At 35.6% G+C, this 19,900-nt stretch carries 21 protein-coding genes; 15 read left to right on the top strand and 6 right to left on the bottom strand.

The genetic code is table 11. The annotated features are described in order from the left end of the window. Positions 1 to 73 precede the first annotated feature (73 nt). From B176_RS0103075 to B176_RS18885, 6 genes are all read left to right on the top strand, one after another. Complete coding sequence (locus tag B176_RS0103075) at positions 74 to 457, top strand: hypothetical protein (RefSeq protein WP_017257311.1); 384 nt, start codon at positions 74 to 76, stop codon at positions 455 to 457. A 248-nt stretch (positions 458 to 705) separates the two neighbouring features. Further along, positions 706 to 1,722: a TQO small subunit DoxD gene (locus B176_RS0103070; protein ID WP_026063131.1), complete on the top strand. Its 1,017-nt coding sequence runs from the start codon at positions 706 to 708 to the stop codon at positions 1,720 to 1,722. Between the two features lie 270 nt (positions 1,723 to 1,992). Continuing rightward, positions 1,993 to 2,274, top strand: coding sequence for a hypothetical protein (locus B176_RS0103065; protein WP_017257309.1), 282 nt, complete (start codon positions 1,993 to 1,995; stop codon positions 2,272 to 2,274). A 378-nt stretch (positions 2,275 to 2,652) separates the two neighbouring features. Next, entirely contained in the window at positions 2,653 to 3,666 is a 1,014-nt protein-coding gene (locus B176_RS18890) for an OmpA family protein (protein ID WP_017257308.1), read from the top strand. An 11-nt stretch (positions 3,667 to 3,677) separates the two neighbouring features. Continuing rightward, positions 3,678 to 4,301, top strand: a complete 624-nt coding sequence (locus tag B176_RS0103055) for a hypothetical protein (protein ID WP_017257307.1) — start codon at positions 3,678 to 3,680, stop codon at positions 4,299 to 4,301. Between the two features lie 285 nt (positions 4,302 to 4,586). Next, positions 4,587 to 4,958 carry a PH domain-containing protein gene (locus B176_RS18885; RefSeq protein WP_017257306.1) on the top strand — a complete coding sequence of 124 codons (372 nt, stop codon included), beginning with the start codon at positions 4,587 to 4,589 and terminating at the stop codon, positions 4,956 to 4,958. A 109-nt stretch (positions 4,959 to 5,067) separates the two neighbouring features. On the opposite strand, the gene B176_RS0103045 is transcribed toward B176_RS18885, so the two are convergent. After that, a complete protein-coding gene (locus B176_RS0103045; RefSeq protein ID WP_017257305.1) occupies positions 5,068 to 7,197 on the bottom strand; it encodes an OstA-like protein in 2,130 nt (709 codons plus the stop codon). A gap of 50 nt (positions 7,198 to 7,247) precedes the next feature. Here B176_RS0103045 and tilS point away from each other — a divergent pair, with 50 nt between their 5' ends. The 3 genes from tilS (at position 7,248) to B176_RS0103030 (ending at position 10,268) form a co-directional block, all read left to right on the top strand. After that, on the top strand, positions 7,248 to 8,582 hold the full coding sequence (gene tilS, locus B176_RS0103040) for a tRNA lysidine(34) synthetase TilS (protein ID WP_017257304.1): 1,335 nt from the start codon (positions 7,248 to 7,250) through the stop codon (positions 8,580 to 8,582). A 4-nt stretch (positions 8,583 to 8,586) separates the two neighbouring features. Beyond that, positions 8,587 to 9,069: a hypothetical protein gene (locus B176_RS0103035; protein ID WP_026063130.1), complete on the top strand. Its 483-nt coding sequence runs from the start codon at positions 8,587 to 8,589 to the stop codon at positions 9,067 to 9,069. 212 nt (positions 9,070 to 9,281) lie between these two features. Then, positions 9,282 to 10,268, top strand: a complete 987-nt coding sequence (locus tag B176_RS0103030) for a pyruvate dehydrogenase complex E1 component subunit beta (protein ID WP_017257302.1) — start codon at positions 9,282 to 9,284, stop codon at positions 10,266 to 10,268. Between the two features lie 390 nt (positions 10,269 to 10,658). Here B176_RS0103030 and B176_RS0103025 read toward each other — a convergent pair whose 3' ends face one another. The 3 genes from B176_RS0103025 to map form a co-directional block, all read right to left on the bottom strand. Next, on the bottom strand, positions 10,659 to 11,768 hold the full coding sequence (locus B176_RS0103025; RefSeq protein ID WP_202803328.1) for an FAD-dependent oxidoreductase: 1,110 nt from the start codon (positions 11,766 to 11,768) through the stop codon (positions 10,659 to 10,661). Positions 11,769 to 11,783: 15 nt separating this feature from the next. Beyond that, entirely contained in the window at positions 11,784 to 12,542 is a 759-nt protein-coding gene (locus B176_RS0103020) for a helix-turn-helix domain-containing protein (protein WP_017257300.1), read from the bottom strand. 211 nt (positions 12,543 to 12,753) lie between these two features. Further along, complete coding sequence (gene map / locus B176_RS0103015; protein ID WP_017257299.1) at positions 12,754 to 13,518, bottom strand: type I methionyl aminopeptidase; 765 nt, start codon at positions 13,516 to 13,518, stop codon at positions 12,754 to 12,756. A 147-nt stretch (positions 13,519 to 13,665) separates the two neighbouring features. Here map and B176_RS0103010 point away from each other — a divergent pair, with 147 nt between their 5' ends. The 3 genes from B176_RS0103010 to B176_RS0103000 all read left to right on the top strand — a co-directional run bounded on the left by B176_RS0103010 (position 13,666) and on the right by B176_RS0103000 (position 17,054). Beyond that, a complete protein-coding gene (locus B176_RS0103010; RefSeq protein WP_017257298.1) occupies positions 13,666 to 14,268 on the top strand; it encodes an alpha-ketoglutarate-dependent dioxygenase AlkB family protein in 603 nt (200 codons plus the stop codon). A 70-nt stretch (positions 14,269 to 14,338) separates the two neighbouring features. Next, positions 14,339 to 15,484 (top strand): hypothetical protein, encoded by a 1,146-nt coding sequence (locus B176_RS0103005; RefSeq protein WP_017257297.1) that lies wholly within the window; start codon positions 14,339 to 14,341, stop codon positions 15,482 to 15,484. Positions 15,485 to 16,097: 613 nt separating this feature from the next. Beyond that, the gene (locus B176_RS0103000) at positions 16,098 to 17,054 is read left to right on the top strand and encodes a hypothetical protein (protein WP_237739791.1); all 957 of its coding nucleotides are present in this window, start codon (positions 16,098 to 16,100) and stop codon (positions 17,052 to 17,054) included. A 233-nt stretch (positions 17,055 to 17,287) separates the two neighbouring features. Here B176_RS0103000 and B176_RS0102990 read toward each other — a convergent pair whose 3' ends face one another. Beyond that, a complete protein-coding gene (locus B176_RS0102990; RefSeq protein WP_017257294.1) occupies positions 17,288 to 17,614 on the bottom strand; it encodes a nucleotide pyrophosphohydrolase in 327 nt (108 codons plus the stop codon). 3 nt (positions 17,615 to 17,617) lie between these two features. Beyond that, on the bottom strand, positions 17,618 to 18,070 hold the full coding sequence (gene dtd, locus B176_RS0102985; RefSeq protein ID WP_017257293.1) for a D-aminoacyl-tRNA deacylase: 453 nt from the start codon (positions 18,068 to 18,070) through the stop codon (positions 17,618 to 17,620). 353 nt (positions 18,071 to 18,423) lie between these two features. On the opposite strand from dtd, the gene B176_RS0102980 reads away from it, so the two are divergent. The 3 genes from B176_RS0102980 (at position 18,424) to B176_RS0102970 (ending at position 19,873) form a co-directional block, all read left to right on the top strand. Further along, positions 18,424 to 18,819 carry a hypothetical protein gene (locus B176_RS0102980; RefSeq protein ID WP_017257292.1) on the top strand — a complete coding sequence of 132 codons (396 nt, stop codon included), beginning with the start codon at positions 18,424 to 18,426 and terminating at the stop codon, positions 18,817 to 18,819. 96 nt (positions 18,820 to 18,915) lie between these two features. Continuing rightward, positions 18,916 to 19,308 (top strand): WD40/YVTN/BNR-like repeat-containing protein, encoded by a 393-nt coding sequence (locus tag B176_RS0102975; protein ID WP_017257291.1) that lies wholly within the window; start codon positions 18,916 to 18,918, stop codon positions 19,306 to 19,308. A gap of 19 nt (positions 19,309 to 19,327) precedes the next feature. Then, on the top strand, positions 19,328 to 19,873 hold the full coding sequence (locus tag B176_RS0102970; protein ID WP_017257290.1) for a DUF6252 family protein: 546 nt from the start codon (positions 19,328 to 19,330) through the stop codon (positions 19,871 to 19,873). The last annotated feature ends 27 nt before the right edge of the window (positions 19,874 to 19,900 follow it).

Here is a 19,900-nt window from a genome sequence, read left to right as displayed (position 1 = left end):
TTAAGATTAATCAAACTCAGGTTAATCCTCAAGATTTAGCACCATAAGCCAATATAAATGCTAAGTTTGTATCGTGAAAGAAAAAATAAGGCTAAAAAACTTAAGTACTTTGTTCCCAATCATGGGGCTAGCACTTTTGTTGCTGCTTTCACCCTGTAAGGTTAAAAACTTTATCCACGCCGAACTAGGGATCCCTAAAACAGAGGTTTCAAAAACAGGTAAAAACCAGATTAGCGGTTCCAGCTGTACTACTGCGGAACTAGCCGAAAGTGCTTTAACTTTTTCAAAGCAAGTTACCCAACATGCACCCGCTATTAAAGCTGGCAACAACACTTTTAACTTTAAAACAGTTGAGGTTGGCACCCCGTTAGTTGCTCCTTTCCAAAAAAGAAATGTTTCCGTTTCTTTAACACCCTATTACATTTTATACCAAAACTTTAAAATTTACACGGCTTAGGTTTCCTGTAAAACCATCAAGATCTGGTGCCTTACAGAAATTTATATGCTAAGAAAGCATCGTTAAACGTAAAAAAACCGTGGAAGATTAAGCGCCTTTCCACGTAAGATTTTGCCGTTCTTCTTACGCTACGCTAAAGTAAATCTCAATCAATTTATAGTATACAACTATTGCAAAAACAGCGTACATAGCGCTTGATTCGCTATGAAAAAACTATTTTTAAAAATGGAATTTCAATAAAAAAACAAATGAACAATAACAATATAAAAAGCGATGCCGGTCTTTTAACGCTCGCCCTAAGATTAGTGATAGGTTGGACCTATTTTTCTGCATTTTTCCGACGCATTATTTTAGAGAACAAACTAGATCCGGATGCACCAGGATATATCGGTGAAAAGTTCAACCACTTTTTACCAAATGCTTTAGGCATAAAACCACTCATCCTCTACTTGGTAGAAAACCCCGATGCCTTATGGGTAAATATGGTTGCATTTACCATCATTGAAGGTATTGTTGGCCTATTACTCATGTTTGGCCTGTTTACCCGACTAATGAGCGTTGCTGTATTTGGTTTAGCAATGGGCATTTTGCTAAGCTCTGGCTGGATAGGCACCACCTGTTTAGATGAATGGCAAATTGGCGTGTTAGGCATTGCAACAGGTTTTATGCTTTTCCTTAGCGGAAGTAGTAAATACTCGGTAGATAATTACCTTATGAAAAACAATTTTGCCATTACCAAACATAAATGGTTTGCTTGGGTAGGTTCTGGTGTGTTGCCAATTAAAATCAATATTTTTCCAAAATTTGTATTGATTGGCTCGCTGTTTATTTTTGGGATGACTTTAATGACCAACCAGGTTTTCCACGGCGGATTGTGGGGTACGCTCCATAATAAATCTGTAAAACCAAAACTTGAAATAACCGAAGGCAAACTTGATGGCGATAAACTTTCTTTCGATGTATTTAGAACAGAAGGGGTTGATGTTTATGGTTCGTGGGTAATTGCTATTGAACTGTTTGATGAGCAAGGAATCCCTATTGCGCAATACACACAGAACGACTTAGCCTTATTAAACAAAGCGCATATTTCTAACTATTATGTAGCCAAAATTAAACCTGGAAAACACAGTTTAGTAATTCCACTAGGTGCCAAAGCAAAAATGACTTTACCTAACGCTGGTTTAGCCAACTTAGCGAAAGGGATTTACACCCTAAAAATCACGGATATCGGCGGTGCTTATTGGGAGCATCAAATCAACAAATAAACCCTTAGCGACTTTGGCATCTTGCTAAAGTCGCTATTTTAAATCTAGATTTTCAAAAGCGCTTCTATTTTCTCTAACAGAATAAAAAAATACATATTCTTTCAGTTTTATACTATAGAATTGATAATTATAGATTTTTTAATAAATAAATTTTCTAATTTAGAAAAAGATATGTGATGTGAAAAACCACTCATATACATCCATATTTGGGCATGTTTCGGTGGTTTTATTTCACATATATGTAAGTTATGTGAAAACAAATCGGACTAAATGAAGAATTCTTTAATATCAATTCTTTCTTTCCTTTCAATAGGACTCTTTGCTCAAGACAAAACTGTTTCATTTACTGACTTTAAGATAAATGGGATGAACTTTGAGGCAAAGAAGAATGACATAATTAAGGTTTTCGGAAATCCAAAAAGGATATTTGAACCTAAATATGAAGGTGGTTTTTATCCGAATATGAACAAGGAAAAAAGTTTTATTCTTTGGTTTATAGCTTTTTCGTATTTACAGGTCATCACACAGAAAACTATCAACTTGAAAAGGTAAATTTCTCCAGTAAAGCGAATTGTAAGATTACTTATAAAGGAAAATCCATATCATCAAGAACCACGAAAAAAGACATTCAATCTATTTTTGGAATTAAAGTCATCCGCGACGAAATATCCTTTTCTGAACCAAAAAGGGAATCTAAACTAATTTTTAGATTTAAAAATGGGTTGCTTTCTAATCTAGAATATTGGACATCGTGTTAAAACTTGGCTTCACATAACCACAGGTTTGCAAAATTGCGGGCGAAGTGCTCTTATTTCCTTCATCAATTTTTACTAAATTGGAGCGGGATGATAGAGGTTCTGCAAGTAATTTCTCAGACCCACCAATCGTTGTGCTATATATATTAAAACCGAAACTTATAAAAATATAATTATGAAAAAAGCATCAATACTACTAATATTTTCAATAATTATCATTTCTTGCACAAATGATAGTAAAAACAGTACGAAAGAAGAAAATGAAATAATAAGAACTATTGATGGAACATCTAAAGTTAAATCCGATTCAACAAATCTAAATTGGGATGAAATTCCTGATTTAAAAAATATTGGTAATTTTCCATTCTTTACAGCCCCTACTGGATTGCAAATTAAATACGCAAAAAATGGAGCATCTGACATTTCTGACTACGAAAAAATGGAAAACTACCTAGGAAATGGAGTTTACACAACCGAAGGAAAGTTAGCGATTTTAGGATTCGAAGGTTCAGAAGAAAAAGATTTTAATCAACGATTATTTGATAAAAGTGTTTTTGATTACATTGAAAATATTGGTGCAAAAAAAATGTACAAAGGAGATTTTCCCAAAAATGAAACCGATCGAAAAAAAATTGGAGAAAATATGTACAGCGTAAAACACGGTACGTATGGTTTGTTGGATGAAAGTGAAGCACCATTTTCAGTTTATGCGTTTAAAAATAATGGCAAAAAATATATTTTAAATATTCAATCAAACTCTGCTCAGGGAACAATCTTCATAATGGAATTAAAAGATTTCGAACAAACTATAAAAAAATATACAGCAACTACAATGTTAACCGAAATTGAGCAAAACGGAAAGGCTATTTTAAATATTAATTTTGACACCGACAAGTCAACATTAAAACCTGATGGACAAGAGATTGTTGAAGAAATTTTAAAATTATTAAATACAAATTCAGATCTTAAACTATCAATTGAAGGCCATACGGATAATACTGGAAATGTTAATAAAAACAAACAGTTATCAACCGAAAGAGCAAATACTGTAATGTATTCATTAGCAAGTAAAGGTATAGATATTAAACGTTTAAAATCTACAGGATTTGGTTCAGAAAAACCTATAAAGCCAAATGATACCGACATAAATAAAGCAATAAATCGGCGAGTAGAATTAGTAAAATTTTAAGAAACTTAATAATGAAAAAGCAGATATTTCTTATTCTATTATTTTTAAATACATTTTCATACGCTCAAATCAATGGTGATTGTGATGAAATAAGTTTATGTTGTCCTGCGGGAAATGTTGTAGATTTAAAAATCACACCATTAGAGGAATTAGATTGCGCTAGAAAAGATGCTACTTTATATGAAATTTTCCCCAAAGTAGTTGAATATAAAGGGTTACTTTTTAATCAAATTAATAAATGTAAAAACGGTGATTTAGGTAGCGAATTGCAATTTGAATACTGCATTTCTAACAAAACGTACAAAATGCAAGTTTTAATTGTAGATGTAAAAGACCCATTTTATGAAACTGTTTTGGGAAAAGCCATAAAAAATAGTTTTTTAATCCATTTTACATCAGGATTAGCAGGAAGCGCAATGTTTAAAAGTTATAAAAGTAAAAATAAAAAACTTGACAATTCTTATATTGATATGTCAAATGCAGAAGATAAAACTCCATACGTAAGTTATGATGCGTTACATAAAGGTAAATATTATATTCATATTGTAATTGATGGCAAAAATCTGAAAAATCCAGACGAAGTTGATGTTTTCATAAAAGAATACATTGAAGCCTTTACATTTAAAGAAAAATAACACATCGCACAATAGCCGTTTGGCAAGATTGCGAATTTTGTGTTAAGCTTACAAGCTCACGTGTACGTTTCGCAAGAAATTTATCTCAGCTGAAAGTTCTCGGTTACAAAGTTCGCAAAGTCGCAAAGCCACGAAACGACCGTCACCATCAAATGAAAAAAAGTACCCCAGCAAATACAAAGTATTTAAAAAAGGTACTTTAGAAAACGGCTGAAATTTCAAATTGCTACACCTCTAGAAGTCAAAAGATTAGGTTAACAACAAACAATCGTAAACAACAATAAAATGGGAACATACATCAACAATAATTTAATAAAAGATGAACACGTTGAATTAGAAACTACATACCATTGGATCATCTTCTGCAATTTAAGAGCAGTGTTGACATTATTTATTGCGCCACTGATCGACAAATACACCGACGAGTTTGCAATCACCAACAAACGGGTAATTATTAAAACAGGTTTAATCAGTCGAAAGACCTTTGAGATGAACCATACAAAAATTGAAAGCGTAAATGTTGACCAAGGAATTTTAGGTCGAATATTGGGTTACGGCACAATTAGAATTGTAGGTTCGGGCGGAACAAAAGAAGTTTTTCCTAAAATTAAAAGTCCGTTGGCGTTCAGAAAAAAATTCCAAGAATTGTCAAATTAATACCGAAAACAAATATTCTTATTGAACAATTAAAAACCAACCGAAAACTAAAAACTAACTAACTAACTAACTAACTAACTAACTAACTAACTAACTAACTAAAAACCGACTACTCTTTTTTTGGAGGTTCATACGCCGGGGCTGCTTTTTTAACCCGATCGTTGTATGCTGGGCTTTCCTCGGTTGGAAGCTTATCTGCGTCAGCTGTCTTTGTCTCCTCTCCTGGTTTTGCAACAGGCTTTTTTACTTCCGCCTTTTTTACGGTTTTGGCCACTAAACTTGGTAAAATATCCAATTTAGACATTGGTCTTTCTTTTGGTTTCCAGTTAAAGTTTGGCAACGTTTTTAGCTCTTCTGTGATTTTATCTAGGGGATAATAAGTATGCTCTGGCTTGCGGATAAACGTTACGCTCATCACGCTGTCATCATCAAAGTTAATCCGCATTCTAGAGGCAATAGAGCGCATCATCCCATCGCTACTTGCACTGTCTTTCGGGAAATAAATACTCTCCGCATTTCCGTTTATAAAAACAACATCAAGCTTTTCATTTTTAAAGTAACCTTTCATCAATTTACCCGCAATCTGGTTAAACTTTACAGAATCCTTATCCGTGTTTACAATAATGGAATTCCTAATCATATCTAGGTTATCCATTTTTTTGTTTTTCATCTGGATATACATGGTATCGGCAGAAAGCTGACTGCCTTGCGCCCAAATGATAGGTTTTTGGTAAATACGCATGGTAGAATCGCCGTAGCTAAAAAATGCAGAATCTGCCTTCGCTTGCAAATCAGATTTGAAAATCTTCACTTTTCTATAGGCAGAAACTATCCTTATTTTTGTGGTATCGCCTGCATCCGGATCTAATGGCACAAAATTAGGATTAAGCTTTATCGCCTTCATTGATTCGGGCACCAGTCCCACTTTGTTTCCGTTTTCTTTCAACGCCGGCCAAAGCATTGGTCTTGCTGGCGCTCTGGTTACTACCGGGATATTTAAAAACTTTGGTCGTTTATTTTCTTCACGCAGGCGTTCGTTCTCCTTTTTCTGCAGCTCTTTAACATTTAAAACGCTGTCCTTCAAAAACTTTTGCCGTGTAAGCAAGCTATCCTTTAAAAAAGCAGTCCTTGTACTATCGACCGTGGCGCTATCCGCACTTAAGCCTTCTGTTTTAAGTGGCGGCTGCTCAACTTTAATCTCTTCCTCCTCGGTAGCTACATTTTTTAAGCTATCTGCTTTTTCCGTTTTCTGAAGCAAGGCCAACCGTATATTTTCACGAAGCTGGTACAGGTCCATTTTTCTTAAAACCTTGCTTTGCAAAGTATCAGCGGTAAGCCAAATACTATCCTGAGTTACTGAGTCTTTTTCGGTCAGGAAAATCACGTAAGCATTTTTAGTTACCGTAATGCTTTCGTCTTTCTTTTTATACAAGCCCAAATCGCCACGCAATTCTATTTTTTGCGCCGTATCCATAAAAACAATATTCTTAACCGCCCTACCGTAGCCCTGCTTTCCATCGTAAAACAAGCTGTCACCTTTTAAACTTTTAGAATTTTGGGTGTACAAATTCTTTTTCCCGAAAGATGCTTGATCTGTGTTGGTGTTGTATTGCCCGTTTTCGGTATATAATGTATCGGTTTTACCGTAAATATTTGTCGGCCCAAAAAAATAGGCAATCTTAGAAATGGTGTTATACTTTAAAGTATCGGATTTGATGAGCACTTCCGGAGATTTAACCTCTACATTGTACCTAAAAAAAGCATCTTTATTTTGGGTGAAATAATATCCGTTTTGGCTGGTTAAGGTATTGGCACCGTTCACAATTTTACCTCCGTTTTGGTACTGCCCAATTTTAGTCCCGAGGTTATATACCAAATTGTTGGTGGTTAGCACTGCCTGGTTATCGGTAAGTTTAACGTTATTGGTTAAAACTGCCGTTTTTGTATTTCCGTCGTAATTTAAATTGTCAGAATAAATATTAACGGTATCCGCTTGGTTAATGTGTACATTTCCGAAAGCTTCGAAACTGTTTTTTGTGAGATAAAAATAAGCGCTATCACAGGTTAGTGTGGCGTTATCCTGCTTAAAAACGGGTTTTATTACTTTATTGGTGTTTTCTCCATTTCGTTTTAAACCGATAAAAGATTCGGATTGTAAAAGCTCAACACGGGTAACTTGTTGCGCTAGGGAAACCAAAGAACAGCTAACAATTAGTAAAAACAGCAAATATTTTCTCACGCAACAAAATTAGTTTTTTACTAACGATTTTAAACGGTTAATTTTGATTGATGTTATCAGCAAAAAAGCAATTTACAGATTTCATAAGTAGCAACAAGCTTTTTAAACCTAGCGACTCCATTTTGCTAACCGTAAGTGGTGGTAAAGACTCTGTATTAATGGCTACGTTATTTGCCGAATGCGGTTATAATTTTGCGATTGCTCATTGCAATTTTAATTTGCGTGGCGATGAATCTTTACGCGATGAACACTTTGTTAAAGCACTAGCGGAGCGCTTGAAAGTCCCTTTCTACCTTAAGTCATTTGACACCACTCACTTTGCTGCTACACAAAAAATAAGTATACAGATGGCTGCTCGCGAGTTACGCTATGCTTTTTTTAAGGAGCTACAAATCAAGGAAAACTTTGCGAAAATCGCCGTTGCACACCACCAAAATGATGCTATTGAAACGCTTCTGATTAACCTAGTACGCGGTACTGGTATTGCAGGTTTGCATGGCATAAAAACCGATAGAGATCAAATTATTAGGCCATTGTTGTGTTTTACCGCTGATGAAGTGGAAGCGATTGTTCAAAAAAACAACATTAAATATGTGGAGGATAGCTCAAACGCATCTAATAAATACATGCGCAATAAATTACGTTTAGATATTATCCCACAGCTGGAGCAGTTAAACCCATCTTTAGCGCAAACTTTTAAGGAAAATATCGCCTATTTTTCACAGCTAGAAGATTTATTGAATAATCGTGTTGCGGATTTAAAATCGAGATTGATCACAACTAAAAATGGCAATATCCAAATTAAAATTCCGGATATTTTAGCCTTAAATCCGCCACAGCTTTTATTATTTGAGCTTTTAAAACCTTATGGATTTAACGCAACACAAATAGATAACCTACTGCACTGCTTAAACGGCGGTTCGGGGAAACAGTTTTTTTCCGAAAAATATGTGTTAAACCTCGACCGTGATTATATAGAAATTTCGATTTTCCAAAAACCAGAAACAGTTGCGGAAGCGTTTATATCCACATTAGGAAATTACGATTTTAATGCACATCAACTATCTGTAAAAAATGTTAGTAATTTCCCAAAACACCTAACAACTACAAACAGCATTTACGTGGATGCCGAAAAACTGATTTTTCCGTTAAAACTACGCTATTGGCAACAGGGAGACTTTTTTAAGCCTTTCGGCATGAGGGGTTTTAAAAAACTGAGCGACTTTTTTATCAATCAAAAAATTCCGCTTCAGCAGAAAACACAAATACCTATTTTAGTAAACGGAAATGAAGAAATTATCTGGATTTGCGGTTTTAGAAGCGATGAACGATATAAAGTAGATTTAAACAGTAAAAAAATAATTACCTTCGGGCTACACAAATAAAAAAATGACAGACCGCTATCCTTTTCACGAAAAGCAATATTTGGGCAGAGACTATAACTTCATCAGTATAAGAATGGTTATGGCTGTTTTTTGCTTAATTGCCTATTGGGTTACAGAAAACCGGGAGCGGAATGGTGAATTGCTACTTTTAGTTGGTTGTGCCATTTTGTTGGTGAGCGTTTTCATGCTTTTTTTATTGCATTACAGAACCATCGTTAATAATAAATCAATTATTTTAGATGGTTTATGGACTACCCGTTTAGTTAAGATCGATTTAAACAGCATTGTAAAGGTTGAGAAAGTTCCTTACAGCAAGTATTTTTTAAACAATCCGGTTTATAATTTGCATCGGAATGGTACTATAAAATTTTATGCAGGTGGTAAGGATGCTGTTAAACTTACGGATAGAGACGGCCTAACCTATATCATCGGCACACAAAAACAAACCGAACTTTACAGCGCCATTGTAGAAGCACAAGCTAAATAATAGGCTTGTTGAATAGTAAATGATGAATGGCCGATAAAAATCTGTAAAACGTTTGATTGTTTTTCATAAATATTCCCTCAAATTTCATTTATTATAAGTCAGCTTTAAGCTTTGCGCTTTTTGCTTTCGGCCGCTAGGCTTTATATACATTTGTGGGTTGTTTTTATAGCAACATTCCTTATATTTGCGTTCCGTAATATATAGACATCATAATGAGAGAAATTCAGTATAGAGAAGCACTTCGTGAAGCAATGAACGAGGAAATGCGTAAAGACGATAAGATTTACCTTATGGGTGAGGAAGTTGCCGAGTACAATGGAGCGTATAAGGTTAGTCAAGGTATGTTGGCCGAGTTTGGAGAAAAACGTATTATTGACACTCCTATTGCCGAGCTTGGCTTTGCTGGTATCGCCATAGGTTCTGCAATGAACGGCTTACGCCCGATTGTTGAGTTTATGACTTTCAATTTCTCATTAGTTGCCATTGACCAAATTATTAACGCCGCTGCGAAAGTTCTTTCTATGTCTGGCGGACAGTTTAACTGCCCGATTGTGTTTAGAGGTCCAACCGGAAATGCTGGACAGTTAGGTGCACAGCACTCTCAAAATTTTGAGAACTGGTTTGCAAACTGCCCAGGCTTAAAAGTGGTAATCCCATCAAATCCTTATGATGCAAAAGGATTGTTAAAAGCTTCTATCCGCGATAATGATCCAATCATTTTTATGGAATCTGAGTTGATGTATGGCGATAAAGGCGAAGTGCCAGAAGAAGAATACATTATTGAAATAGGAAAAGCCAAAGTAACCAAAGAAGGTACAGATGTAACCATCGTTTCTTTTGGTAAAATGATGTCGAGAGTAATTGCTCCGGCTATTGAAGCTTTAAATAAAGAAGGAATTAACGCTGAGGTAATTGACCTAAGAACCGTTAGACCTATCGATTTTGAAACTATTTTAACATCTGTTAGAAAAACAAATAGATTGGTAATTGTTGAAGAAGCTTGGCCATTGGCTTCAATTTCTTCTGAGATTGCTTTCCACGTTCAAAAGAATGCTTTTGATTACTTAGATGCACCAGTTTTACGTATTACTTGTGCGGATGTGCCTTTGCCTTATGCACCAACTTTAATTGCAGCTAGCTTACCAAACGCAGAACGCGTTGTTAAAGCGGTTAAAGAAGTAATGTACGTGAGTAAATAAGTTATTTTCTTCCGATTGATATCGGCTGATATTTTAGAAATCCCTGATCTGAAAAGATCGGGGATTTTTTTTTTGGCGATTTTTTAAAATGTAGCCATTGGCTCAGTGTATAAGCAGTAACGGATTTTAATGTCATAAATTCATTAACATCAAAAATCACTAAAATTAAAAATTGTTGAGTCAACAATTTTTAAGCTATTTCTTATACACAATATTGGCAGCTCAGCTTTACTGTCCACCTTTTTCTTTACAGATTGTTGTCGAACAAACCCATTTCTATTTTCAGAATTCAACTTCTTAAACGTTGTAAAAACATCGTTCTTTTCATCCCATTAACGTTATATTTTCATTATCTACCCATTCCAGTTTTTATAACTAAGTTATTGAACCTTATTCCTTAGGATCTTTTGCAAAAAGAGCCGCTTTATTTTTGGTTGTTTCTTGTTGTGCTTCAGATGCATATTCAAACATTTTGTTTTCATAGTCTTGAATAGCTGATTGAATATCTTTAAAATTTGCGTTGGTTAAATTTTCAGATAAATACAATGCGTCCATTAAGCCTGTGTTTAGTCCTACACCGGCATAAGGTGGCATTCCGTGAGCCGAATCGCCAATCAATGTAATATTTTTATGTGGTCGCCAATTTTCTAATGGTACTTGCCGAAGTGGAAGTAATGTAAACTCATCTGTTAGGGCAAAAATTTCTTTGTATGCGCTATCCCAGTCGGCAAGTAAATCATCCAAGTAACCACTTATTTGTTTATTGTCTCTGAAGTTTAAACCGTTTCCCTTTATCCAACTTTCAGGTTTCGGAAAACAGATGTAATAATACAATTCGCTTTGTGCTTTGGGCTGAGAAAGAAAAAAGCAGTATTCATACTTTACAATTATTTTATCATCATCGCACAACCTTTTGAAATTCGGGCAACGTATTTTATAGTCTAAAACTTCTCCTGCAATGGCTACAATTCCTGTATAAAAAGGCGATGTGCCGGTTATGTATTGTTGCCTTACATTACTCATTATACCGTTTGCACCCACAACCAAGTCGGCTGTTTCAGTAATGCCATTTTCAAATTGCAGCAAAAATTTATCGTCCTGTTCTTTAAGTGAAACGAATCTTCTATCCCATACCACTGTATTGGGTCGCAAACTTTGCAGAAGTATTTTTCGCAAATCGTTTCGGTCAATTTCGGGATTGTTAAATGCGGGAAAACGTTCTTTAATGTTGCCGTGAATATCAGCAAACCTGCGGGCTGTTGGTCTTGCGTTGTTAAAATAGTCTTCTAACAGTCCTGCTTTTCCAAACACTTTTTGTCCCATATTTTGGAGCAAATCAAGTGTTCCACCTTTAATTCGAGCAAACTCACTTACGTCCCATTCGTAAACATTTACATGAACACCTGCTTGCTGTAATAATGTGGCAAACGTTAAACCAACAGGTCCGCCGCCAATAACTGCAACTTTTTTATTTTGTAGCAACATAGTTCTTACAATCAAATTTAAGCTGTAAAGTTATTTTGGTATTGGCACTAAAAATTGTAAAAATCGGCTGTTTTCATTTTTTAATAACTCTTTGGGCGAAGCTCCCGAAAGTTTTTTGATTTCTTTGATGAAATGTGATTGGTCGTAATAGTTTAATTGTGGGGAAAGTTTTCCGTCTTTGATATGCGAAAGTGAAGCTTGAAAACGAATGATATTACAATACGCTTTTAACGAAAGGCCAAATTGTTGATTAAAATAGGCGTTGATTTGTCTTGTGCTGTAAAATACGTTTTCGGAAAGTTCTTTTACGCTCATTTCTCCATTGGTAATAAAAATCAATTCAAACAATTTGCGCTTCCTACTGTCAATCTCTTTTGGCAAGAGCGAGTGGATTTTTTGTGAAACTTTTTTGCAAAAAAAATCAAAATCGTTCAGATCACAAATGTTGAAATCCCAAAAATTATTCGGTAATTCTGTTTTAGTGTTCAATAGATTGGCAATAGAATATTTGAAAATATACTCTGCCGCAAGCGGATTAAAACTAACTGCAAAAAGCGGTAAGTTTTCTTGTTTTGGAAATAATTTCGGGCTTGGCTGTGTTTCTATGCCTAAAAGCGAAATTTGTAATTCATTGTCCTCCGTTTTAGAAAACTGCAAGTCAATTTTTCCGTTTGGAATAACGACAGCTTCGTCTGTATCTGACAGATTTTGTAAAGATGAAAACGTATCAACAAAGTCGGCAAGCAGTTTGTCGGGTTTTGCAAGTTGGCAATGTAACGGTTTGTTCATCGTGTCTGTCAATTTTTACTTATTACTTGTACGAATGTGCCTTTGCCTTATGCACCAACTCTAATTGCTGCTAGCTTAACGCGTAGTAAAAGCAGTTAAAGAAGTAATGTACGTGAGTAAATAAGTTATTTTATTCCGATTGATATCGGCTGATGTTTTAGAAATCCCTGATCCGAAAAAATTGGAGATTTTTTCGCCTCATACTCTGGTTTTAATTCCAGATTTCATTCTTATCCGTCAGGATAATGGGCATCCCATCAGTAACTACAATCGTATGCTCATGCTGTGCCATATAACCACCCTTATCACCTACCATGGTCCAGCCATCATTTAAGGTAATGGCGTAATTTGAATTTGTTGAAATAAACGTTTCCACTGCAACAACAGAATTCTTTTTAAACCTCTCTAAATTATATCTATCTCTAAAATTCGCAATCTCTGACGGCTCTTCGTGTAAACTTCTGCCCACGCCATGTCCCGTTAGATTTTTTATAACCTTAAAGCCACGTCTTTTCGCCTCAGTTTCTATCAAATGTCCAATCTCAGAAATTCTTACACCCCCTTTTATATTACTTATGGCTTTTTGTAAAATAGCTTTTGAAGCATCCACAAGTTTTTGATGGCCAAATCTATCTTCCCCAATTACAAACGAAGCGCCGTTATCCGACCAAAAACCACCCAACTCTGCTGAAACATCAATGTTAATCAAATCACCTTCTTTCAATATCCTTTTTGTTGATGGAATTCCATGACAAAATTCTTGATCAGTGCTGATGCATGTCCACCCTGGAAACTTATAAGTCATAAACGGTGCAGAGTTTGCCCCAAAACCTTTTAAAATGTTTGCTCCATACTCATCAAGTTCTTTGGTTGACATTCCTACACTTGCAAAATCTCTCATTTTTTTAAGTGTATAAGCAACAGCATCACTTACTTTTTGCATTCCATTTAATTCTGACTCTGATGATATTGACATACTATTTTCATTAACTATTTAGCTTAAAGTAGCGTGTTTGCTTTTTTAATACTTTTACTCAAATTTACAGCTTTTCAAGCTAATCTTCTCTGTTTAGTAAATTCCATATATCTCATTTATCTTTACCGCTAAAATCTTTACACCAATATGGATTTATTCAGCACAGATAGCAACCCAAACCTACTCCCAATAGATGGCGATGTAAATTACTACGGGCAAATCATGTCGGTGCAAAAAGCACAGGAATATCTTCGATACCTATTGTCAGAAATTACGTGGAAAAACGATGAAGCTATTATTTACGGAAAGCACATCATTACCAAAAGAAAAGTAGCTTGGTATGCCGACAGTAACTTTTCCTATACCTATTCCAACATCACAAGAAAAGCTTTAACTTGGACGACGGAGCTTTTAGAATTGAAGAAACTGGTTGAAAATATTACAGGGATACAATTCAATTCTTGTTTACTGAACTTGTACCATAATGGCGATGAAGGGATGGCCTGGCATAGTGATGATGAAAAAAGCTTAGGAAAAAATACCGCTATTGCGTCATTAAGTTTTGGCGCAGAACGCAAATTTGCGTTCAAACATAAAAAAACAAAGCAAAAAGTTGAGCTTGTATTACAGAATGGCAGTCTGTTGTTAATGCATGGTTCCACCCAGAGTAACTGGCTCCATCGTTTACCACCAACAAAAAAAATAAACTCGCCACGGGTAAACCTAACTTTCAGAACAATTGTTTTATAATTGTGGTAACTTTTGGCAACAACACATCGTCTTATTATAAATCAGCTTGCTAAAATCAAAACCTACCGACATGAAAACTAACATTACTCAACTATTTTTAATTGGATTAACGATAGTTTTAATCAACGCCTGTAGTAGTGGTAAAAAAGCACTTCAAAGTGGAGATTACGACCAAGCAGTTTATACCGCCATCAATCGCTTAAAAAGTAAGCCCAATAAAGCTAAGGCCATTGAAACTTTAAAAAAAGGCTATGATCTTGCGCTTGACCGGCACATGAGTAGGATTACCGATATTAAGCTGAAGGATGATATCTTTAAATGGGAAAAAATTGTAACCGAATACCAGTCTATAAACAATTTGGCTTATGCCATAGGAGACTGCCCTGCTTGCCTCACTGTGATTTCTGATGCACCCAAATATGTTTCTGAAGCTAGTGACGCCAAATACTTTGCTGCCGAAGCAAGGTACAAAGCAGGCTTGAAACTGCTAGAAACAAAGACCCGAAACGACGCCAGAGACGCGTATTACAATTTTGAAAAAGCAGAACAATTTTACCCCGATTTTAAAGATGCCAAAAGCAAAATGGATGATGCGTATTGGGCTGCAGTAATTAGGGTTAGGGTTGAGCCGGTACAGGTAAACTCCCGCTTGTACAAATTAAGCAATGATTTTTTTCAGGATAAGATAAACGAATATTTAGAAAACTACGAGCGCAAAAGCTTTGTTAAGTTTTACAGTCCAAAAGAAGCAATGCTGGCAAAAGTAAAGTTCGACCAGGTTTTACAGTTGGATTTCGATGATTTTGTAGTGGGACAAACCTATATTAAAGAACGGGTTGAGGATATTAAAAGAGAAAACGTTAAGATCGGACAAACTAGAGATTCGGTTCCAAAAGCAATTTACGGGACTGTACAAGGTAAACTAACTACGTTTGAGAAAACCATTACATCCAGCGGTTTATTAGATTTCAAAATCATTGACCTAGCAACCAACAAAATTATTAACCGTGAAAAAATGCCTGGAACTTACATTTGGGTTGATACTTGGGGCGCTTATCGAGGAGATGAAAGAGCGTTAACGGATAATGACAGAGCACTGCTAAACAGAAGAGAAAGTCGCCCACCTGCACCACAGGATTTATTTTTAGCTTTTACCAAACCTATTTATGATCAGTTGACGCAAAGGGTTAGTAGTTTTTATAATAGGTATAATTAAGTTAAAAGTAGAAAGTTAAAAGTAAAAAGACCTGCGTTATTCTTTTAGGCGATTGCGCTCTAGGTTTGCCTGCCCTTTTGCCGGGCAATGGTAAATACTTTTTCATTTCTTATTGTTTTTCTGTTTAGCATTCAAGAGTGCTTCGCAATTTTTTCCGCAAAAAAATATTCAAAACCCGAGCGAAGCGAACTCATGAAAACCTATAAAAATCAATAAACAAATTGAATAAACTCTCGGCTGCGCCCTTTGCTACAATGGAAGTGAGTTTACTTGGGTCATTTTTTACCGCAAAGACCAAGGCCGAATTTATCGGTTTACTTTGGCAAATTCTTTTGCTGTGTGGGCAGTTCAATTTTTCTCGCATTCTTTTTTTTTTCTCATTGTCATTCTGAGCGGAGTCGAAGAACTTTTCTTCTTTCTACCTTTCGATATGAATGACCCAAATTAACCGCCTACTTTGGTTTGTTCTTCGCCTCGATAGAACGAGTAATTTTAGCGTAAAGAGTTTATTGAACGTAAATCTATAACCAATATTTAAATTATCACCCTTAAATTTGAATAGCTTTCCTATTTTTGCGCCATGCCAGCACAATTATACCATCCGTTTAAAAAAATGCGTTTTGATAATTCGCACTGTTTCTTAAGTGGCGAAGCTTTACCAAAAGACCAACCTTTTTTACCTGTTTTCGCGAATTGGCTTACCGACAGCTATGATTTAAAAGACATGCCCTTCAAAATGCTGGATGAAAGTATGTTGAGCTATGCTGATCTTGTTTTGCCCTGTAGCGACAACGTCCGCGAAAAACTAGTTGTTTTAGAACAAACAATTCAAGAAGCTTTTGAAAAAGGTTATAACGCCGTTAAGGCTTTAGATGAAGACTTACTTTTTTTATGGGTTGCTAAAACTGTTTATGGCGTAATTTTTAAGGAAATTCAGGTTGCCATTAAACAACAAAACACGTATGCCGATGGTTTTAACATGTCGCAGGGATTAATCCATAAGTTTGGGATGTTGCACAGCATGTTGCAAAAAATAAACCAACCCGTAGTTTTTGAGGATTTTAAACCTTACAGCTTGTTTGTTTGTCCGGTTAAAAACGCAGAATACGAATTTGCTTACCGCGATGAGATCAATACCTTAAGTTTTTCTTTACGCCTTAAAGATTTTGGGATTTTAATCAGCTTGCAGGATAACGGCGCCAATAAAAAATATCATCAAGAGATTTGGGAGAAAATAGAAGGTAAAACCCTTCATCCTATCCAATTTGAGGAGCTTTGTGCTAAACTATTTTATTCGGCTTATTTGTTCAACCGTTTGCCCGAGTATCATATTATCCCAACTGATGAGCAGATTTTTGTGGAAGCAATGCCTTTACAGGGGATGAATGCAAAACCAATTTTTGACGATTGGCAGTTCAAAATTTATGGGCAGGTGTTAGAAAACTTCTGGAAACGTTGGGGATTTTTATTGCTAGAGATCATCAAAGATCCCGAAAAACCAATAAGTTATCTTTTAGATGATTCTGGAGATTTTAGTCCGGCGGGAAGTATTGATTTGGCTTTGAGTTAGAATCTATTTTCTTTTCAAATGAAGAATCCGGCCATCTCACTGGCTTTCCTACCCTTGTGCCGGGCATTGGCAGTTCCTTTTTTACAGAAAAAAGGAACCAAAAACCGTCGCCTGCGCCCTTTGCTATGAAAGGAGTTGCTTTTACTTTCTTCAACTGTACCGCAAAGGCCAAGGGCGAATTAACGGTTTACCTTGGTCAGTGATTGGGCTTGATACAGCGGATTGAATGAACATCACTTCAATTTCTCATTGTTTTTATGCCTTGTTGCATCTCTGATAGATTTTTTATCCAAGTTTTTATTGAGGGCATCTGTTAAATCAATTCCGGTTTGGTTGGCCAAACAAATCAGTACAAAAAGCACATCCGCCATTTCATCTGCAAGGTTTACATCCTCATCAGATTTTTTGAAAGATTGCTCACCGTATTTCCTCGCCATAATGCGAGCTACCTCTCCTACTTCTTCCATCAAAATGGCCGTGTTGGTTAACTCGCTAAAATAACGAACACCTGTGGTCTTTATCCACCGGTCTACCAGTTCCTGTGCTTCTTTAATCTGCATGGTTTATGCTCTGTTTTTTGTATCAATTGTTATCGTAACGGGTCCGTCGTTTATTAAATGAATTTTCATATCCGCACCAAAAATACCCGTTTGGGTTTTCTTTCCGGTCAGCTCCGTTAGCTCTACAATCATTCTTTCATATAGGGGAATTGCAATATCCGGTTTTGCAGCGGTAATAAAAGACGGACGGTTGCCTTTTTTAGTCTGCGCAAATAAAGTGAACTGCGAAATCAGCAAGATACTCCCATCAATATCCTTTAAAGATTTGTTCATCAGTCCGGCATCATCATTAAAAATACGGAGGTTGACAATTTTTTGAGCGAGCCACTTTAAATCTTCAGTGGTGTCTTCTGCGCATATGCCCAAAAGCACCACATAGCCGTTTGCAATTTCTCCGGTTTTATCTCCTTCCACCACGCACTTTGCTTCACTTACCCGTTGTATAACTGCTCTCATTTAATAAATTTTTCCACTTCTATTTTTTTTGGGATATCTTAAACTAATGCCAAAATACCATTTTTATGCAAATCGTCTATCCCTATAGGGCATAAAAATTTTTAGAAAAAGCAATATTTAACGTGAAAGCAAGCGGTACAAACGAGGAAACAGAAATATAGAAAGTTTACAAAATAAGGAAATAACAACCAAGCCACTACCTATTGAAATCCCTCACTTAATGCGAAAATATTAGGTTTTATGCAATAATGAATATTTGACTAGAAATTCAACGATAAATTTTTATAAAAAAATTATGTATGATTTAATTATTTTTATTTAACTTCAACTAACATCTAATAAAACAACCGGTTATGAAAAAAATAATAGTTTTAGCGGGGTGTATTTTCGCCCTAAGCTCATGTGAAAAGGGTATATCTACTCAAGATTTAAAGCAGTGCAATTTGATTGGCAATCTAATCAGTCTTGAAAACAACGAAGGTACGCTGTTTTACACCGATAGCTTACCAGGTTTTAAATTATCTGTTTCTGCTTTCTATATTAAGCCTTCGAATATGGAAAATAACTATCTCCCCTTGCGCATCTGTAATGTTCCCGAAAGTTTTAAACTTATTTCGCTAAATGATAGTGTGAAAGTGACGTTCAGTGGAAATATCCAACTACTTCCTCCAGAGGTAGATGCTACTTCTTTAGAGTTAGAGTTAACTAAAGTAGCATTGCTAAAATCAACTGAAATCAAAGAAAACTGAAACTAAACTAATCCTTGGGAAAGACACGTTATCACGAGCACTGATACAGGTTACACCATGGCTGGTGCTACCTAGGACAGTACAAATTTTGGAGTATTGGCGAAAACAACGGATAGCGGGTTGACTTGGAAAATATTGCCGGAACAATTTGCCAACATATCAGATGTATTTTTCCTTAGTGATAGGATAGGCTATGTGTTCACTTTCACCTTCTATGGTGAACTTTTTAAAACTATTGATGGAGGAGATACCTGGAAACTAGTAAGTAACCGTGTTCCGGATAATCATTTGTCAAGTTATATTCTTTCCGAGAAGGAAGCTTATCTGGGAGGAACTAGTGGAGTTTTCCATACTTCGGACGGAGGAATAACTTGGAAACAGGAATATGAGGAGCAAGGTTTAATTGTGAACAGAATTGCTTACAACGGTAAATCTTTATTTGCCGTAACCAATAACGGAAAAATGCTAACAAAAAAAATTAACCCATAAAAACTAAAATCCAATTATCATGAAAAAACAAAAATTAAACCGCCAAACATTATTCCTTTTGCTTTTAGCCTTAAGCTTTACCCTTTTTACAGGTATGAAATGTAAAAAAGAAAACAACTCCGTAAACAACCAATTACCCCCCATTACTCAAGAGGGTAAAAACACTTTTGGTTTTTTATTGAACGGAGAGGTTTGGCTACCCAAAGCCCCCATTTTAAAATCAAAATTAGATTTATCTTATGATCCGACTTATAATGGAGGCGCATTAGGTATATCTGCAAAAAGAATTTTATCTGAAAATAATCAAATGTATTTGTCAATTGGAGGAATTAATATAAATAAACCAGGTACATATAACTTTGAGCCACCATTTAAAAATGTAAGCTATAGTGATGATGTGTGTTATTATACTGACGGGGCAAAAATTTCCGGTTCAATTACCATTACTAAGCTCGATTTAAAGGGTAATGGAATTATCTCTGGAACATTCAATTTTAAATTGGAAAAAGAGGGTTGCCCCACTATCAATGCCACAGAAGGTAGGTTTGATCTATCAATTCAGTAAATAAAACTTTATTAATCATTTAAACTT

The organism is Pedobacter arcticus A12 (assembly GCF_000302595.1).
In the GTDB taxonomy this organism is placed as follows: domain Bacteria; phylum Bacteroidota; class Bacteroidia; order Sphingobacteriales; family Sphingobacteriaceae; genus Pseudopedobacter; species Pseudopedobacter arcticus.
Note: the sequence above shows the minus strand (reverse complement) of the source record. Positions and strands in the feature narration are given on the sequence as shown.

Excerpts from the sequence above, each read along its gene's own strand:
- B176_RS0103070 (WP_026063131.1), top strand. The coding sequence starts at position 706 with ATGAACAATAACAATATAAAAAGCGATGCCGGTCTTTTAACGCTCGCC.
- B176_RS0103065 (WP_017257309.1), top strand. The coding sequence starts at position 1,993 with ATGAAGAATTCTTTAATATCAATTCTTTCTTTCCTTTCAATAGGACTC.
- B176_RS18890 (WP_017257308.1), top strand. The coding sequence starts at position 2,653 with ATGAAAAAAGCATCAATACTACTAATATTTTCAATAATTATCATTTCT.
- B176_RS0103055 (WP_017257307.1), top strand. The coding sequence starts at position 3,678 with ATGAAAAAGCAGATATTTCTTATTCTATTATTTTTAAATACATTTTCA.
- B176_RS18885 (WP_017257306.1), top strand. The coding sequence starts at position 4,587 with ATGGGAACATACATCAACAATAATTTAATAAAAGATGAACACGTTGAA.
- tilS (WP_017257304.1), top strand. The coding sequence starts at position 7,248 with ATGTTATCAGCAAAAAAGCAATTTACAGATTTCATAAGTAGCAACAAG.
- B176_RS0103035 (WP_026063130.1), top strand. The coding sequence starts at position 8,587 with ATGACAGACCGCTATCCTTTTCACGAAAAGCAATATTTGGGCAGAGAC.
- B176_RS0103030 (WP_017257302.1), top strand. The coding sequence starts at position 9,282 with ATGAGAGAAATTCAGTATAGAGAAGCACTTCGTGAAGCAATGAACGAG.
- B176_RS0103020 (WP_017257300.1), bottom strand. The coding sequence starts at position 12,542 with ATGAACAAACCGTTACATTGCCAACTTGCAAAACCCGACAAACTGCTT.
- map (WP_017257299.1), bottom strand. The coding sequence starts at position 13,518 with ATGTCAATATCATCAGAGTCAGAATTAAATGGAATGCAAAAAGTAAGT.
- B176_RS0103010 (WP_017257298.1), top strand. The coding sequence starts at position 13,666 with ATGGATTTATTCAGCACAGATAGCAACCCAAACCTACTCCCAATAGAT.
- B176_RS0103005 (WP_017257297.1), top strand. The coding sequence starts at position 14,339 with ATGAAAACTAACATTACTCAACTATTTTTAATTGGATTAACGATAGTT.
- B176_RS0103000 (WP_237739791.1), top strand. The coding sequence starts at position 16,098 with ATGCGTTTTGATAATTCGCACTGTTTCTTAAGTGGCGAAGCTTTACCA.
- B176_RS0102990 (WP_017257294.1), bottom strand. The coding sequence starts at position 17,614 with ATGCAGATTAAAGAAGCACAGGAACTGGTAGACCGGTGGATAAAGACC.
- dtd (WP_017257293.1), bottom strand. The coding sequence starts at position 18,070 with ATGAGAGCAGTTATACAACGGGTAAGTGAAGCAAAGTGCGTGGTGGAA.
- B176_RS0102980 (WP_017257292.1), top strand. The coding sequence starts at position 18,424 with ATGAAAAAAATAATAGTTTTAGCGGGGTGTATTTTCGCCCTAAGCTCA.
- B176_RS0102970 (WP_017257290.1), top strand. The coding sequence starts at position 19,328 with ATGAAAAAACAAAAATTAAACCGCCAAACATTATTCCTTTTGCTTTTA.